Source organism: Promicromonospora sp. NPDC110617, assembly GCF_055598465.1.
The window spans coordinates 391,281-406,607 of record NZ_JBVKBM010000003.1 but is presented as its reverse complement, the minus strand read 5'-3'; the positions used below and the strand labels follow the sequence as shown (position 1 = coordinate 406,607).

Genomic DNA, 15,327 nt, shown 5'->3' with positions numbered 1-15,327 from the left:
AGGCTGACCGACGGAGAGCGGTTGAAGTGTGGACACCCTTACCTCGGACTGTCGGTGACAAAGCATTGACGCTACGGTCAAGAGGAGTCAGGACGCGGCTCTTCAGCGCACGATGCATCCGGGAGGCTGCAAACATGAGCGCGGAACCACTGGAGATCGAGCGCGCCCTGACGCTCGGGGCCAACCACACGGTCGGGCACTACCGCTACGACCTGACGACCGGTGAGTGGTGGTGGTCGGACGAGGTGTACCGGATCCACGGTTTCGAGCCCGGTGACGTGGTGCCGACCACGGCGCTCATCCTGGCGCACAAGCACCCCGAGGACCGGTCCCGGGTCTCTCGGATCCTGGCGCACGCCGCCCAGACCGGGGAACCCTTCAGCAGTGTCCACCGCATCATGGACGCCACCGGGCAGGAGCGGACGCTCACCGTGGTCGGGCGAGGTCGCCGCGACCCACGGACGGGACGTGTGACCGAGCTGATGGGCTACTTCGTCGACGTGACAGCGGGGATCAGCAGGCAGGCGAACGAAGCCGCCGACACGTCCATCCGGGCATCGGCCGCCACCAGAGCTCCGATCGAACAGGCCAAGGGCATCGTCGCCATCACCCTGGGCGTCGATCCTGAGGAGGCCTTCGAGCGCATGCGCATCACCTCCAACGTCACGAACGTCGCGGTACGCGAGATCGCCCGGCAGATCGTCGAGATCGCCAGCAGACAGGGCTCGCTCGAGGATGTCCGGACCTTCCTGATGCCGTCCCACCGCACCGGCACGACCCCCTGATGCCCCAGGGCTTGTCGGCGGACGGCGCAGCGCCCGACTGACCGGACACGGCACGGGACATCTCCCTCTACGGGTGCAGGACCAGCTTGCCCACGTGCCGCCGACGGGCCAGCTCTTCCTGGGCCTGAGCGGCCTCGTCCAACGGGAACGCGTCAGCGACGACGGGCTGGACCTCCCCGCGTCGCGCCAGGTCCATGAGTCGCGCCAGGTCCATGAGGAGCGCGAAGTGCGCGCGCGTGTGCATCGCGGAGCCGATCACCTGTGCGTTGTGCAGGTACAGCCGCCGCACGTCGAAGGTCACCTCGTCACCACCCAGCGCCCCGGCGATCACCCACCTGCCGCCCTCGCGCAGCAGCGGCAGGCCGTCACCCACCAGGTCGCCGGCCACGACGTCGAGCACGACGTCGATCCCCTCCGGCGCGGCGGCGCGGACCTGTCCGACGACGGGCCCGGCCCGGTCGACGACCTCGTCGGCACCGGCGTCCCGGACCGCGCTCGATCATGCCCAGCGCCGTTCCGTAGGCGGTCGGAAGGCTTGCCCACAGGGTTCGCGTCCGGCTCGTCGCCGTCGTAGATCGCGGGGTCCACCACCACCCGGCGGCCGACGAGCCCGGGGTCGGCACGGGAACGTCGGCCACCTCGATGACCTCAGGGCCACCGTGCGCGGTGATCCGCGCGGCTCGCATGGTCGTCGGCAAGCTCATCGCCCAGCGACGATCAGGCCGCTGGTCGTCGCCCGCGCGCGGTCGAGCCGTGCGCCGACGTCGGCCCAGTTCGCGAGGTTCCAGAACGCCGCGACGTAGTCCGCCTTGACGTTGAGGTAGTCGAGGTAGAACGCGTGCTCCCACATGTCGAGCATGAGCAGCGGGGTGATCCCCAGGGGCACGTTGGCCTGCTGGTCGAAGAGCTGGAACACCAGCAGCCGCCCGCCGATGCTGTCCCAGCCGAGCACCGCCCAGCCCGAGCCCTGGATACCGGTGGCCGTGGCGGCGAAATGGGCCTTGAACGCCGCGAAGCTGCCGAACTGGTCGGTGATCGCCGCCGCCAGCTCACCGTCCGGCTCGCCGCCGCCATCGGGCGAGAGGTTGTTCCAGAAGACGGTGTGGTTGATGTGGCCGCCCAGATTGAACGCGAGGTTCTTCTCGTGCAGGTTCACCGCGGCCAGGTCGCCGCTCTCGCGCGCCTCGGCCAGCGCGTCGAGCGCGGCGTTGGCGCCGGCGACGTACGTGGCGTGGTGCTTGTCGTGGTGCAGCTCCATGATCCGCCCGCTGATGTGCGGTTCGAGCGCGGCGTAGTCATAGGGCAGGTCAGGCAGGGTGTATACCGGCATCTTGTGCTCCGTTCTCTTCGGGGCCGGGGTCAGGACACGTCGCCGCGCCAGCCGCCGGACTCGGCACCTCGGGACTCGATGTACTCCTTGAAGTGCTTCAGGTCGCCCTGCACGCGGTGCTCGTCAGCGTTCAGCGCACCGCCGGCCTTCTCGACCGCGCCTTCCGGCACCCAGTCCAGCTGCACCGTGACCCTGGACTGCGCGTCGTTGAGCCGGTGGAACGTCACCACCCCGGCCTGCGTGGGCCCGGACACGCTCTTCCATGCCACCCGCTCGTCGGGGTGCTGCTCGGTGATCTCGGCGTCGAACTCTCGCTCCACACCACCGACCTTCACCTTCCAGTGGGTGTGGGTCTCGTCGAGCTGGTGAATCTGCTCGACACCCTGCATGAACCGGGGGAACTCCTCGAACTGCGTCCACTGGTTGTATGCCGTGCGAACCGGGACGTCGACATCGATCGACTGCGTGATGCTGGCCACGAGCTTCTCCTCGTCTCTCGGGTGTTTCTCCACCCTGCACGCGGAGCCGACCACTCGCCGCTCGGACATCCGATGCGCAGTCCAGGGCGGCTGAGCGCACTTCGGACTGCCCCGAAACACGTCGCGGCCGCTCCACACCACTCCTACCGTGTGAGAACCGATCACCGACGGAGGAGACCTGCCATGGAGCGGACCGAGCTGCCTGCCGTGGTGTCGCCCGAGGACTGGCTCGTGGCGCGCAAGGAGCTGCTGGCCAAGGAGAAGGAGCTGACCCGCCTGCAGGACCGGCTGGCGGCGGACCGCCGTCGGCTCCCGATGGTGCACGTCGACAAGGACTACCAGTTCGAGGGCCCGGACGGCGCGGTCTCCCTGCTGGATCTGTTCGACGGGCGCCCGCAGCTGGTGATGCACCACTTCATGTGGTTGTGGGACCGCGACGCCGACGGCGTCGAGCACTTCCAGGACCGCGGCTGCACCAGCTGCGCCTCGGCCGCGGACATGATCCCCGCACACCTGCGCCAGCTGCACGCACGGAACACGACACTGGTCGCGGTCTCACGCGCACCCTACGAGAAGCTCACCGCCTACGCGGACGACATGGGCTGGACGTTCCCCTGGTTCTCGTCGCTGGGCAGCGACTTCAACTACGACTTCTACGCGACGATGGACCCGGCCGTCGCGCCTGTCATGGTCGAGTACCGGAACGAGGCCGAGCTCGCCGAGGTCGGACTGCCCTGGGGCGAGGACTGGCGCACCCCCAGCGACGCGCCTGGTATCAGCGCCTTTCTCCGCGACGGCGACGAGATCTTCCACACCTACTCGACTTACGGCCGCGGCATCCAGGAGTTCCACTACGGCATCCCCTGGCTCGATCTCACGGCCTTGGGCCGTCAGGAGGCATGGGAAGAGCCGCACGGGCGCGCTGTGCCGCTCGGGCGCCAGGTCGGCGGCCCCGGTCTGCGCCACCCGGACGAGTACGACGATGCGTCCGCGGCACCCCACCATCACCACCACTGATCGAGGGCCCCGCGGGCGCCGGTCAGGCCAGGCGCTCCAGCACCCGGCCGAGGAGCTGGACGCCATCGCCCACGAGGCGGTCGCCACGTTCCTGGCCCGCTACGGGACCCCCGAGCCGCTGGCCTGAGCCGAGTGACGGGCGGTCGCGTCAGTCCGCTCGCGCAGCAGGTCGAGCTTGTCGGCGTCGGGAGTGCCCGGTTCGGCCCAGTTGAGGACGATGTGCAGGTCGGCGCACTCGATGGTGAGGATGTCGCAGTCCAAGGTGATCTCTCCGAGCTCGGCATGGACGACCGTCTTGCGCGAGCGTCCGGTGGGCACGGTCTCGTAGCGGGCCCACAGGTCGGCGAAACGTGGGTTCGCCTCGCGTAAGCCACTGATCAGCTCAGCCACGGCACGATCATCCGGGTAGCGTTCGGCGGCTCGCCGTAGGTCGGCCACCATCCTGCGCTCGAAGGCGTCGGTGTGCTCGGCGTCGCGCTCGATGCGGGACGTGCCGGCCGACCGGGCGGCGGCGAAGTGGCCCCAGACCAGGTTCTGCGTGCGGGGCCCGACGTCGGCGGGGTTGCCGAACAGCTCGCCCCACAACGGGTTCCACTGCACGGCGTCCCACGCGGCGGTGAAGACGGCCACCGGGGTGTCGCTCATCCTGTCGATCATCCGCTGGACGCCGCGGGGCACCTCGTTCGGCACCCAGCCCGAGGCAGGGGCGACCGAACCCGCCAGGCGGTAGAGGAGGTCCCGGTCCACGGCGTTCAGGCGGAACACCTGCGCGAAGGCCCCGAGGACCTGGGACGAGGGGTTGGTGGCGCGGCCCTGCTCGAGCTGCACGAGGTAGTCGACCGATATCCCGACCATCAGAGCGAGCTCCTCACGGCGCAGGCCTGGCACCCGGCGGTCGCCGCCGACCGGCATGCCGATGTCGGCCGGACTGATCCGCCCTCGCCACGCCCGCAGCGCCGCGCCCAGCTCGGTGTGGGTCTTCATCTGTCCAGTATGGGCCGCGGAGTGCGGACCTGGGTGGTACTGAGATCCCCAGGGTCGTCCGGCGCCGTACCAGGTCTCGCCTGGTACGGCCCGGCCCCGTCGGAGTCAGTGCCCGGTCGCGACCGCGACGGTCGGCGCGATCCGGTCGAGTGCCCCCTCGAACTGGTTGTCCGCGAGCAGGTGCACGAGAACGTTGAGCTGCTCGATGTTGCGTGCGGACGTCAGAGGGCCGGCATCAAACGCGGTGAAGCCGGCGTCCCGTGCGAGCGTGCGCACCTGGTCCTTGGCGATGGGATCGTCACCGGCGAGGAACACCGCCGGCAGGGACCCCGACGCGAACCATCGCTGCGGCGCGGCGAGCAGGTCGGAGGCCATGGTGTTGAACGCCTTCACCACCCGTGCGTCCGGGAGCCGGCGCTGCAGCTCCTCGCTGGTCGACGACTGCGCCATGAAGGCGGCGTCGTAGGAGTGCTCGAAGTCGCTGCTCACCCGCAGCGGGTTCATCGTGTCGATCACGACCTTCCCCGCCAGCGGGCCGACGGCGTCGAGTACCGCGTCCAGCCGCGGCCAGTACACCGAGAACAGCACCACCTCGCCGAACTCCGCGGCCTCCGCGGGCGTGCCGCTCAGCACCCGCGGATTCTCGTCGACGAACGCGGCCAGCTTCTCCTGGCCGCCGTCCTTGGCCACCATGACGTCGTGTCCGGCGGCAAGCCATGGTCGTGCCAGAGCCCGGCCGATGTTTCCTGCGTTGACTACTCCGATGCGCATGTCTTCCTCTGGTGGAACTGGTTGGTTGCTGTGCATGAGGGTCAGAGCTGGTAACCGCCGCTGGCCTCGATGACCTGTCCGGTCACCCAGCGGCCCTCGTCGGAGGTCAGGAAGGCGACCACCGCGGCGACGTCGGAGACCTCGCCGAACCGGCCGAGCGCGGTGTCCGCCTCGATCGCGGCCACCAGGCCGCGGTCCTCGCGGACAGCCGTGTTCATGTCGGTCCGGACCCAGCCGGGTGCCACGGCGTTCACCGTGATCCCGCGTGGCCCGAGCTCCATCGCGAGCGCGCGGGTGAGGTTGTTGATGCCGGCCTTGGCCATCGAGTAGACCGGTACGGACCGCATCGGCCGTCCGCCCGCGGCGGACGAGACGTTGACGATCCGCCCGCCGTCGGTGAGCCGGGTCAGGGCGGACTGGACCACGAAGAAGGGTGCACGGGCCTGGACCGCGAACATCGTGTCCCAGCTCTCCGGCGTGGTGTCCGCGAGACCGCCCCAGCCGGAGTTGCCCGCGTTGTTGACGAGCAGGTCGAGGGAGGGGCGCCCGGTGCGCTCGCCGAGCTCGCGGTCGAGCCGGTCGAACAGGTCCGGGATCGATCCTGCGTCGGAGAGGTCGGCATGCAGCGCGAAGGCGCGTCCTCCGGCCCGTTCCACGGCCGCGACGGCCTCGTCGGCGCCGGCCTTGCTCGCGTTGTAGGTGAGCGCGACGGTGGCGCCGTCGCTCGCGAGGCGTTCGGCGATCGAGCGGCCGATACCCCGTGAGCCTCCGGTGACGAGAGCGGTCTTCCCAGAAAGCAGCTGCGACATAGGACGTTCCTCGTTCGGTGATGGATCGCGCCTGGATCGGCGCGACTGTCAGGCAGGTCCTGGCCGCGCGTGTCCGGCCCGGCCGACCGGCCTGAGACCGATCCTTCGGTCGTTCGCGCCGGGGTACCAGGCGCCCCCGTTCCCCAGGAATCCGCGTACCACCCAGCTCGTGGCCGGGTCCTCCGGACGGCTCGCACCATCGAGCCGGCCCCGGGCACAGCCGCCCGGAGGACATGCACGTGGAGGTGGGCTACCTCTGCACGGTGGTGCCGCTCGCGAGCTCCAGGAAGATGGCGACGTGAGCCGGAGGCATGCCGGCGAGCGTTCCGCCGACGGGCGACGGGCGTACCGCGCTGTCGATCATCTTCCGGGCGGCCTCCATCGAGACAGGCGGGACCGGGGCCTCGAGGTAGTGACGCTTCTGCTCGTCCTCGGTGAGGCCGTCCGGCACCACGGGCGCGTAGGGCCAGAAGTAGATCGGCGACTCGGGTTCGATGCGCCAGCTCTCGGCGAGCGAGCCGGCATCGATGACGTCGTAGCCGACCGATTCCAGGAACTGCGCCACGAGCCGCTTCGCGGCGTCGTCGTCACCGGCCACCGGGATCGTCATCCGGTCGGGGTCGCCCTTCGGGCGGGCGTTGGCGGAGATGTGGTTCCAGTCGAAGTTGTGCAGCCCCTTGACGACTATCGAGTCCTTCAGATGGCGCTGCACGAGCTCGCTCGATGTGATCACGCCACTGTCGAGCTCGGGGTCGCGCCAGAACTCGGGGTAGTAGTTCGTCTGGTCCAGGACCACCTTCCCGGCGAGCTTGTCCGCCGGCAGCGCCTGGTAGCTGGCGAGGGGAAGCGGGAGCGCGACGATGTCTCCTGCCGCGATCGCCTCGTCGACGGTTCCGGCACGCGCGTGCGGACCGAGTTCTTCGGCCAGGGCTGCGATCGTCTCCGGTCCCCGCGAGTTGCTGAGGACGACGTCGTAGCCCGCGTCGACGGCCAGGCGGGCGAGCGCGCCGCCGACCAGGCCGGAGCCGATGATTCCGATGGTCTGTGTCATCACGAGTTCTTTCGTCTGCGGGGCAGCGACGATGACCGCTGCCGGGATCTGTCGGGCAGCAGGGCGGCGAGGCGCCCTGCCATGGGACAGATCCTCTGCACGCCGGCGTGGAGGCACCAGGCGCCGCCCTCGCTATGACTTGCAGTACCACCCAGCCCTCGAGCCGGCGGCTCATACTGAGCAGATGCCCACCCGGACCGAGCTCGGCAGCGCACTGCGCGCCTGGCGGGCGGGCGTCGGCCCGTCCGACGTGGGCCTGCCGGCCGGCGGCCGCCGCCGGGTGCCCGGACTGCGGCGCGAGGAGGTGGCGTCGATGACGGGCATCTCCTTCGACTATCTGGTGCAGCTCGAACAGGGGCGGGCCGCCAACCCCTCGCCTCAGGTCCTGCGGGCCCTGGCGGAGGTGCTTCGTCTGAGCGACGTCGACCGGGACCTGCTCTTCCGCCTGGCGGGTTCCATGGCTCCTGCCTCGGGTTCGGTACCGCGCGAGGTCCCGGCGGGTGTCCAGCGCATGATCGACCGGATGAGCGACACCCCGGTGGCCGTCTTCACCGCCGCCTGGGACGCCGTGCAGTGGAACCCGCTGTGGGCAGAGCTGTTCGGGAGCCCGATGCCCACCGACGCAGGAGCGGGAGACCACGCACCGACTCGGAACATGGTCTGGGGACACTTCGCGGCCGAGGCCCCGACGGGGACCTCCCCCGTGGAGCGCGACGCGGCGCACACCGAGGCGTTCGAGCGCATGATGGTCTCCGACCTGCGGCGCAGTGCCGACCGATACCCGGACGACCGCACCGTCACGGAACTCGTCCAGGCACTACGGGCGTCCGCGCGCTTCGACGAGCTGTGGGCACGCTACGAGACCTTGCCGCTGGAAGGATCGCACAAGACAGTCGTCCATCCCGAGCTGGGCGCGATCACCGTCGACTGCGACATCCTTGCCGTCGAGCGCGCCGACCTGCACATCGTCATGAACTGGGCTGTTCCCGGCTCTCGGGACGCGCAGCGGCTCGAGGCACTGCGTGAGCGAACGGTCTCCGAGACACTCTGATGTCTGCCGGCAGGTGGCCGAGCGATGAGCGCTACCTGACAAGCGGACTCATCGCGCTGTCGCCCCGGAAAGCCTCTGCGATCCACGCGACCAGGCCACCGGGCTCCTCAGGAGCCTACGGAGCCGCGTGCCAGGCCGCGGTCAGCGCAGCGCGGGCAGGACGCGCTCGCCGAACGCCCCGATGAACGCGTCCTGACGTCGTCCGACATGGTGCAGGTAGAGGCGGTCGACGCCGGCGTCGCGCAGCTCGGCGATGCGTGCGGTGAGCTCGCCGAGGTCCGCCGAGACCAGTACGGCGCGGCGCACGTCGTCCACGCCGACGTCGCGGCCGAGCTCGTCGAACGCGGCGGTCGTCGGGGTGTCCGCGGCGACCTGGGGCCCTCTGGTGATCGTCCGCCACTGGTCGAGCGCCACCGCCTCGGCCTCCTCCGGCGTCGGTGCCCACGAGAGGTGCACCTGGACGGCGACGTCGCCCGCGCCTCCGGCTTCACGGTAGGCCTCGATGACGCGTCGAAGGCGGTCGACCGGCTGGTTCACGGTGATCAGGCCGTCCGCCCACGCCGCGTGCCGGCCCGCCGTCTCGGGTGTCAGGGCGGGAAGCAGCAGTGCGGGTACCACCTCCGGCAGCGTCCACAGCCGGGCCTGGCGCGCGACGACCCGGCCGTCGTGGTCGACCTCCTCGCCGCGCAGCAGAGCGCGGATCACCTCGACGCACTCGGCGAGCCGCGCGTCGCGCTCGGCCTTCGGTGGCCACGGCTCCCCCGTCACATGCTCGTTCAGGTACTCCCCCGAGCCGAGCGCCACCCAGAACCGACCCGGGAACATCGCCCCGAGGGTGGCGATGCCCTGCGCCACGATCACCGGGTGGTACCGCTGACCCGGGGCGCACACCGTGCCGAAGGACAGCCCGGTCGTGGCGAGCGCGGCGCCGAGCCAGGACCAGGAGAGCCCGGACTCGCCCTGCCGTTCGCTCCACGGCGCGAGGTGGTCGGAGCACATCGCGGCGTCGAAACCGGCGTCCTGCGCCAGCCGGGCGACGCGCAGCCCCTCGGCCGGGTGCAGCTGCTCGTGCGAGACGTGGAAGCCGACGACCGTCATGCGTTCTCCTCGCTCGAGGCTGTCGTGCTGCCGACCGCGTCTCCGTCGATCGTGCGGCGCAGCCACCGGTACCCGTACCCGGCGACCGGGATGCGTCCGTCGGCCTCCACGGGGGCGTAGTCCTGGTCCACGTGCACGTCGACGTAGCGGGCCTGCCCCGCCTCGAGGACCGCCACCTCGCCGGCGGGCAGGCGGGCCACCACGTCCTCGTCCGCGAGGTTGGCCACCAGGAGCACGCTGGACTCCTCGACCTGGTACCGCAGCGCCAGCACGGACGGCACGCCCAGGTCCCACGGTTCCGGGCGGACCCGGCCGAGCTCGCTCAGTCCGAGCCGGGCGCGCACCAGGGCGCCGACCCTGTGCAGCAGGGAGCCGTCGCGCACGCTCTGTTCGTCGACGCTGACGTGCTCGGGGCCGTAGGGCCCGGCGACCACCGGCGCCTGGAACTGGTCCGGCACGGCGTTCGAGAAGCCCGCAGACGGCGTCGATGACCACTGCATCGGCGTCCGGACGGCCTCACGCTCCGGCCGGTCGAGGTCGTCGCCCATCCCGATCTCGTCGCCGTAGCGCAGCACCGGGGGCCCCGGCAGCGACAGGGTCACCGCGTGCGCGAGGGCGATGCGGCGCGGGTCGCCGTCCAGCATGGGAGCCAGGCGGCGCCGGATGCCACGGTCGTAGACCCGCATCGAGGTCTCCGGGGCGAAGGTGTCCAGCACCTCCGCCCGCTCGTCCGCGGAGAGCCGGACGAGGTTCAGCTCGTCGTTGTTGCGCAGCCAGTGCGCATAGGTGGCGCCGTCCGGGGCCGCAGGCTGGTTGCGCAGCGCGCGCTCCAGCGGCTCCGCCTGCCCGCGGGCCAGGGCGAGGAAGAGGTGGTTGTTGAGCCAGAAGTCGAGCAGCATCGTCATGCCCTGCCCGTCGGCCCCGAAGTAGTGGGCGTACTCGTCGGGTGCGACGTCGACCTCGCCGAGCAGCACGGCCCCCGTCCGCTGCCCGGACACGGCCGCCCGCAGGTCCCGGACGAGCCACTGGCCGTCCGTGTCCGGCCGGGCGGCCCGGGCTCGCTCCAGCATCATCGGGACGGCGTCCACGCGGAACCCGGAGACCCCCATGCGCAGCCAGAACGCCACGATCCGGTACAGCTCGTCGCGCACCCGGGGGTTGTCGAGCGCGAGGTCCGGCTCGTGCGAGTAGAAGGCGTGCCGGTAGAACTGCTGCGCCTCGTCGTCCCAGGTCCACGTCCGGGGCTCGACGTCGGGGAACATCGGCTGGATGTCGCTGCTCGGCTCGTCGGCCCAGATGTAGTAGTCGCGATAGGGCGAGCGCCGGTCCCGCCGTGCCTCCTGGAACCAGAGATGCTGGTCGGACGTGTGCTGCGTGACCAGCTCGACGAGCACGTGCAGCCCGAGGTCCTCGGCGGTCTCGAGCAGGTGGGCCATGTCGGCCAGGTCGCCCAGGCGGGGGTCGACGACGAGGTGGTCGCTGACGTCATAGCCGCCGTCCCGGAACGGTGAGGCGTAGAACGGCAGCATCCACACGCACGTGGCGCCGAGCCCACGCAGGTAGTGCAGCCGCTCGGTGATCCCGCGCAGGTCGCCCCAGCCGTCGTCGTTCGAGTCGGCGAACAGGCGCGGGTCGAGCTGGTAGATGACCGCGTCGGAGTACCAGGAGGAACGCACCATTGACCGCACCTCAGCTCTCGGGGCGCGCGACGTCGCGTGGCCGGCGGTTCGACGTGCGCGTTCTGGTGGGTCCGTGGGTCATCGTCGCCTCGTATCAGGAACGCTGCTGCACGGCCGGTGCTGGACCGCGCGCCTCTGCTGGCACAGTGCCATGAAGCAGGACGACTCGCACATTCCGCCTGCACGAGCAACAGCCCGCCGACGTCGCGTGGGGAACCCGGACGCCGTCCGTCCTTGACGCGCCGCGGCTAGGCTCGGGGGATGCTCGATCCCGCGGAGGGTATGGACAGAACGACGGTCCGACCCGTGGACGACCGGTGGACCCCTCAGCTCGGGGAGGGCTTCCCCGGCCAGCGGATGCGGGTCCTGCCCGAGCCCCTGGTGGCCCTCGCGAGGACTCAGCCCGCCACGGCACAGCTCCTCGTGACGGACGTGGGGTTCTTCCCCCGCGCGGCGCGCCACTCCCTGACCAGGCCGCACGGGGCGCCTCAGCACATCGTGCTGGTCTGCGCGGCCGGGAGCGGCACCTGCTCGATGCCGTCCGGCGTGCACCAGGTCGAGGCGGGCAACGCCCTGATCATCCCGGCGGGAACCACGCACCGCTACCAGGCTGACCGGTCCGACCCCTGGACGATCTGGTGGATGCATGTCACCGGTCCCGCCGCGGGCGGCCTGTTCGAGGCGATGGACGCCACCGTCCGGCGCCCGGTCGTCCGCCTCGCCGACCCGTCCCGCGTGGTCGCGCTGATCGACACGGTGCTGCGCCGCATGGAGCGCGACGAGACGGCGTCGAGCCTGATCGCCGCGGCCGGCGCCGCCTGGCACGCCCTGGCCCTGATCGCCGCCGGCCGGAGCACGGCTGCCGAGCGGACGGCGCCGATCGAGTCCACCCTGGAGTTCCTGCGGGCCAACGTCGCGGAGCGCGTCTCCGTCCCCGAGCTGGCGGCCATGGCCGGTCTGAGCACGTCCCACTACGCGGCGCTGTTCCGCAGGGCGACCGGGTTCGGGGTGCTCGAGTACCAGACCCGACTGCGCATGGCGTCGGCGCGCGAGCTCCTCGACACCACCGACCGCACGATCGGGTCGGTCGCGCGACAGGTCGGCTACCCGGACCCGCTGTACTTCTCCCGGCAGTTCCGCAAGATCCACTCGGTCAGCCCCAGCGAGTATCGAGCACGCAAGAACCGCTGACGTCGCGGCGCCCGCGGTCCGGACGATGACCGCGCGGTGCATCACAGGATCGTCCATGCAGTGCAGAGCATCGTCCCTTCAGCGCTCCGGGGACCGGTCCTAGGGTCGAGGCATGCTCACCGACGAATCCGTGTCCCTCTGGTCGCTCGACCTGGCCGGCCAGTGGCGCTGCGCCCTCGACCCCGAGGGCGTGGGCGAGGTCCGCCAGTGGTTCCGCGAGGGGTTGCCCAGGGACACGCAGGCCCTGACGCTCCCCGGATCCGTCCAGCACCAGGGTCTCGGGGACCCCGTCGGCGTGGACACGCCCTGGACGGGCAGCATCGTGGACCGCTCCTTCTTCACCGAGGACCGTTACGCGCCCTACCGCGAGCCGGGCAGCGTCGCGGTGCCGTTCTGGCTGCAGCCCCGGGTCTACTACCGCGGCGCCGCGTGGTTCCAGCGCGAGGTCGAGATCCCGTCCGGCTGGTCGGAGCGCGACGTCGTCCTGTCCCTCGAACGCGTCCACTGGGAGTCCACCGTGTGGCTGGACGACGTCCTCGTCGGGAGCGAGCGCAGCCTCACCACCGCCCACCGCTTCGACCTCGGCCGCCCCTCCCCCGGCCACCACCTGATCACCGTCCGTGTCGACAACCGGACCGTGATCGACGTGGGCCCGAACGCGCACAGCATCTCCGACCACACCCAGGGCAACTGGAACGGCATCGTCGGCTCCCTGACCCTGACCGCGACGCCGCGGGTGCGTATCAGCCGGGTCCGCGTCCTACCGGACGTCGCCGCGCGGTCCGCCCGGGTCAAGGTCGACCTCGCCGCCGGGAGCGCCGGTGCGGGCACGGGCAGCGTGCGCGTCTCGGCGCGGCGGTTCAACGTGCCCGGGCAGCACGAGGCCGGGCCGGTCGAGGTCGGGTTCGAGGCTGAGTACAGCCGTGACCTGGGGGAACGCGGTCTGACGTCGGGTGGCGCGCACGTGGACCTCGACCTGCCCCTGGGGGACGACGCCCTGACGTGGGACGAGTTCCAGCCCGCCCTGTACGAGGTCACCGTGGAGCTGGCCACGGTGGTGGGCGGGGGCGAGCACCACGACACCGCGCGCACGGTGTTCGGCCTGCGCGAGGTCGGGGTCGAGGACACGCAGGTGACGATCAACGGCCGGCGCACGTTCGTGCGCGGCACGCTCGAGTCCTGCGTCTTCCCCCTGACGGGCTACCCGCCGACCGACGTCGGCTCGTGGCGCCGCATCGTCGCCGTCTGCCAGGAGCACGGCCTCAACCTGCTCCGCTTCCACTCCTGGTGCCCGCCGGAGGCTGCCTTCGTCGCCGCCGACGAGGCCGGCTTCTACCTCCACGTCGAGGGCCCGGTCTGGGCCAACCAGGGTGCCGCGCTCGGCGAGGCACGCCCGGTCGACGGGTACCTGTTCGAGGAGACCCGTCGCATCCTGGACGCCTACGGCAACCACCCCTCGTTCATCATGATGGCGCACGGGAACGAGCCCGGCGGCAGGGACGCGGAGTTCCTCGCCTCGTGGGTCACCACCTGGCGCACCTATGACCCCCGGCGTCTGTACACCAGCGGCGCGGGCTGGCCCGCTCTCGCCGAGAACGACTTCGACAACATCCCCGATCCCCGGGCCCACCGCTGGGGCGAGGGGCTGAGCTCCCGGCTCAACGGCCGGCCGCCGGAGACCCGGTCCGACTACCGCGAATGGGTCGAGTCCCGCCCGCGCCCGATCGTCAGCCACGAGATCGGCCAGTGGTGCGCCTACCCCGACTTCGACGAGGTGGCGCGGTACACGGGCCTGCTGCGGCCCGAGAACTTCGGCATCTTCGCGGACTTCCTCGAGCAGGGCGGCATGTCCGACCAGGCCGGGGCCTTCCTGCAGGCCTCGGGCCGGCTCCAGCTGCTCTGCTACAAGGAGGACATCGAGGCGGCGCTGCGCACGGAGGGATTCGGCGGTTTCCACCTGCTCGGGCTGACCGACTTCCCCGGCCAGGGCACCGCACTCGTGGGCGTGCTCAACCCCTTCTGGGAGTCGAAGGGCTACGCGACCGCCGACGAGTTCGCCCGGTTCTGCGGCCCCACCGTCCCACTGGTCCGCCTGCCGCGCCGGGTCTGGTCCGCCGACCAGGAGATCGAGTTCGAGGTGCAGCTGGCGCACTTCGGCGCGGCGCCGCTCGACGCGGACGTGACCTGGACGCTGCGCGACCAGGACGGCGCCGAGGTCGGCAGCGGCCCGGTCGCTCGGGGCGTGCGGGTCCCCGTCGGCAACGGCACCCGGTTCGGGCCGGTCCGCGTGCCCGCCGGTCTGGTCGCGGGTCCCACGCAGGTCACCCTGGCCGTCACGGTGCAGGACGCCGCGGGCGCCCGGTACGAGAACGACTGGGACCTGTGGGTCTACCCGGCCGCCGAGGACGTGAGGGTCCCCGGGCGGGTGGTGGTGACGAGCGACCTCGCGGAGGCGATCGAGCGGGCGAGCGACGGCGCCGCCGTCCTGCTCGAGCTCGGCGCAGGGAGCATCGGCAACGACGTCGCGCTCGGGTTCACGCCGGCCTTCTGGAACACCGCCTGGACCAAGGGGCAGGCGCCGCACACCCTCGGCGTCCTGCACGACCCGCAACACCCTGCCTTCCGCCTGTTCCCCACCGGCGGCACCACCGACTGGCAGTGGTGGGAGCTGCTGCACGGCGCCAAGGCGATGCTGCTCGACGGGCTTCCCGCCGGGCTCCGGCCCGTCGCCCAGCCGATCGACACGTGGTTCGAGGCGCGGCGGCTCGGTGTGCTGCTCGAAGCGAGGATCGGGACGGGCCGCATCATGGTCAGCTCGCTCAACCTCAACCCCCACCTCGACGCCGGCGGTGACCGCCTCGCGGCACGTCAGTTCCGGCGGAGCCTGCTGGAGTACATGGCAGGCGCCGACTTCGCACCGACCCAGACCGTCACGGCGACCGAGCTGGCGACCGTCCTGCGATGACGTCGGCGCGTCGGCGGGACCGCGGGGTTCGTGCTCGACGACCCCCGGTGGTCGCCGTCCCCCGCCGACGCCGGACCGCCTTGTCCGCGGTGTCCGTGATCTCCCTCAAGGCTGCCG

At 71.2% G+C, this 15,327-nt stretch carries 14 protein-coding genes and 1 pseudogene; 6 read left to right on the top strand and 9 right to left on the bottom strand.

Annotated features, from left to right (window positions below):
• Window positions 1-134 precede the first annotated feature (134 nt).
• Window positions 135-785 (top strand): PAS and ANTAR domain-containing protein, encoded by a 651-nt coding sequence (locus ACZ7LE_RS19515; protein ID WP_470404905.1) that lies wholly within the window; start codon window positions 135-137, stop codon window positions 783-785.
• 67 nt (window positions 786-852) lie between these two features.
• Here the strand turns inward: ACZ7LE_RS19515 and ACZ7LE_RS19510 are convergent.
• The 3 genes and pseudogenes from ACZ7LE_RS19510 to ACZ7LE_RS19500 form a co-directional block, all read right to left on the bottom strand.
• Window positions 853-1,263: pseudogene (locus ACZ7LE_RS19510) on the bottom strand (zinc-binding dehydrogenase); the annotation flags it as partial.
• A gap of 222 nt (window positions 1,264-1,485) precedes the next feature.
• The gene (locus ACZ7LE_RS19505) at window positions 1,486-2,115 is read right to left on the bottom strand and encodes a superoxide dismutase (protein ID WP_470404904.1); all 630 of its coding nucleotides are present in this window, start codon (window positions 2,113-2,115) and stop codon (window positions 1,486-1,488) included.
• A 29-nt stretch (window positions 2,116-2,144) separates the two neighbouring features.
• Window positions 2,145-2,594 carry an SRPBCC family protein gene (locus ACZ7LE_RS19500; RefSeq protein ID WP_470404903.1) on the bottom strand — a complete coding sequence of 150 codons (450 nt, stop codon included), beginning with the start codon at window positions 2,592-2,594 and terminating at the stop codon, window positions 2,145-2,147.
• 183 nt (window positions 2,595-2,777) lie between these two features.
• Between ACZ7LE_RS19500 and ACZ7LE_RS19495 the strand changes: the two genes are divergently transcribed.
• Both ACZ7LE_RS19495 and ACZ7LE_RS19490 read left to right on the top strand, forming a co-directional pair.
• Window positions 2,778-3,611, top strand: a complete 834-nt coding sequence (locus ACZ7LE_RS19495; protein ID WP_470404902.1) for a DUF899 domain-containing protein — start codon at window positions 2,778-2,780, stop codon at window positions 3,609-3,611.
• Complete coding sequence (locus ACZ7LE_RS19490) at window positions 3,577-3,738, top strand: hypothetical protein (RefSeq protein ID WP_470404901.1); 162 nt, start codon at window positions 3,577-3,579, stop codon at window positions 3,736-3,738. Before ACZ7LE_RS19495 ends, ACZ7LE_RS19490 begins: the two co-directional genes overlap by 35 nt.
• Here ACZ7LE_RS19490 and ACZ7LE_RS19485 read toward each other — a convergent pair.
• The 4 genes from ACZ7LE_RS19485 to ACZ7LE_RS19470 form a co-directional block, all read right to left on the bottom strand.
• Window positions 3,711-4,595: a helix-turn-helix domain-containing protein gene (locus ACZ7LE_RS19485; protein WP_470404900.1), complete on the bottom strand. Its 885-nt coding sequence runs from the start codon at window positions 4,593-4,595 to the stop codon at window positions 3,711-3,713. The genes ACZ7LE_RS19490 and ACZ7LE_RS19485 overlap by 28 nt on opposite strands.
• A gap of 105 nt (window positions 4,596-4,700) precedes the next feature.
• Window positions 4,701-5,366 (bottom strand): NADPH-dependent F420 reductase, encoded by a 666-nt coding sequence (locus tag ACZ7LE_RS19480; protein ID WP_470404899.1) that lies wholly within the window; start codon window positions 5,364-5,366, stop codon window positions 4,701-4,703.
• 41 nt (window positions 5,367-5,407) lie between these two features.
• Window positions 5,408-6,175, bottom strand: a complete 768-nt coding sequence (locus ACZ7LE_RS19475) for an SDR family NAD(P)-dependent oxidoreductase (protein WP_470404898.1) — start codon at window positions 6,173-6,175, stop codon at window positions 5,408-5,410.
• Window positions 6,176-6,425: 250 nt separating this feature from the next.
• Entirely contained in the window at window positions 6,426-7,226 is an 801-nt protein-coding gene (locus ACZ7LE_RS19470; protein WP_470404897.1) for an NADPH-dependent F420 reductase, read from the bottom strand.
• A 184-nt stretch (window positions 7,227-7,410) separates the two neighbouring features.
• On the opposite strand from ACZ7LE_RS19470, the gene ACZ7LE_RS19465 reads away from it, so the two are divergent.
• Window positions 7,411-8,277, top strand: coding sequence for a helix-turn-helix domain-containing protein (locus tag ACZ7LE_RS19465; RefSeq protein ID WP_470404896.1), 867 nt, complete (start codon window positions 7,411-7,413; stop codon window positions 8,275-8,277).
• Window positions 8,278-8,418: 141 nt separating this feature from the next.
• Here ACZ7LE_RS19465 and ACZ7LE_RS19460 read toward each other — a convergent pair whose 3' ends face one another.
• Both ACZ7LE_RS19460 and ACZ7LE_RS19455 read right to left on the bottom strand, forming a co-directional pair.
• A complete protein-coding gene (locus ACZ7LE_RS19460) occupies window positions 8,419-9,375 on the bottom strand; it encodes a TIGR03885 family FMN-dependent LLM class oxidoreductase (protein WP_470404895.1) in 957 nt (318 codons plus the stop codon).
• Window positions 9,372-11,054 (bottom strand): alpha-amylase family protein, encoded by a 1,683-nt coding sequence (locus ACZ7LE_RS19455; RefSeq protein WP_470404894.1) that lies wholly within the window; start codon window positions 11,052-11,054, stop codon window positions 9,372-9,374. The genes ACZ7LE_RS19460 and ACZ7LE_RS19455 overlap by 4 nt, the downstream gene beginning before the upstream one ends.
• Before the next feature lie 261 nt (window positions 11,055-11,315).
• Between ACZ7LE_RS19455 and ACZ7LE_RS19450 the strand changes: the two genes are divergently transcribed.
• Window positions 11,316-12,245: a helix-turn-helix domain-containing protein gene (locus tag ACZ7LE_RS19450; protein ID WP_470404893.1), complete on the top strand. Its 930-nt coding sequence runs from the start codon at window positions 11,316-11,318 to the stop codon at window positions 12,243-12,245.
• A 112-nt stretch (window positions 12,246-12,357) separates the two neighbouring features.
• Window positions 12,358-15,210, top strand: a complete 2,853-nt coding sequence (locus tag ACZ7LE_RS19445) for a sugar-binding domain-containing protein (RefSeq protein ID WP_470404892.1) — start codon at window positions 12,358-12,360, stop codon at window positions 15,208-15,210.
• Window positions 15,211-15,327: the final 117 nt, after the last annotated feature.

Coding starts and splice junctions, on each gene's coding strand:
- ACZ7LE_RS19515 (WP_470404905.1), top strand. CDS start 135: ATGAGCGCGGAACCACTGGAGATCGAGCGCGCCCTGACGCTCGGGGCC.
- ACZ7LE_RS19505 (WP_470404904.1), bottom strand. CDS start 2,115: ATGCCGGTATACACCCTGCCTGACCTGCCCTATGACTACGCCGCGCTC.
- ACZ7LE_RS19495 (WP_470404902.1), top strand. CDS start 2,778: ATGGAGCGGACCGAGCTGCCTGCCGTGGTGTCGCCCGAGGACTGGCTC.
- ACZ7LE_RS19490 (WP_470404901.1), top strand. CDS start 3,577: ATGCGTCCGCGGCACCCCACCATCACCACCACTGATCGAGGGCCCCGC.
- ACZ7LE_RS19485 (WP_470404900.1), bottom strand. CDS start 4,595: ATGAAGACCCACACCGAGCTGGGCGCGGCGCTGCGGGCGTGGCGAGGG.
- ACZ7LE_RS19480 (WP_470404899.1), bottom strand. CDS start 5,366: ATGCGCATCGGAGTAGTCAACGCAGGAAACATCGGCCGGGCTCTGGCA.
- ACZ7LE_RS19475 (WP_470404898.1), bottom strand. CDS start 6,175: ATGTCGCAGCTGCTTTCTGGGAAGACCGCTCTCGTCACCGGAGGCTCA.
- ACZ7LE_RS19470 (WP_470404897.1), bottom strand. CDS start 7,226: ATGACACAGACCATCGGAATCATCGGCTCCGGCCTGGTCGGCGGCGCG.
- ACZ7LE_RS19465 (WP_470404896.1), top strand. CDS start 7,411: ATGCCCACCCGGACCGAGCTCGGCAGCGCACTGCGCGCCTGGCGGGCG.
- ACZ7LE_RS19460 (WP_470404895.1), bottom strand. CDS start 9,375: ATGACGGTCGTCGGCTTCCACGTCTCGCACGAGCAGCTGCACCCGGCC.
- ACZ7LE_RS19455 (WP_470404894.1), bottom strand. CDS start 11,054: ATGGTGCGTTCCTCCTGGTACTCCGACGCGGTCATCTACCAGCTCGAC.
- ACZ7LE_RS19450 (WP_470404893.1), top strand. CDS start 11,316: ATGCTCGATCCCGCGGAGGGTATGGACAGAACGACGGTCCGACCCGTG.
- ACZ7LE_RS19445 (WP_470404892.1), top strand. CDS start 12,358: ATGCTCACCGACGAATCCGTGTCCCTCTGGTCGCTCGACCTGGCCGGC.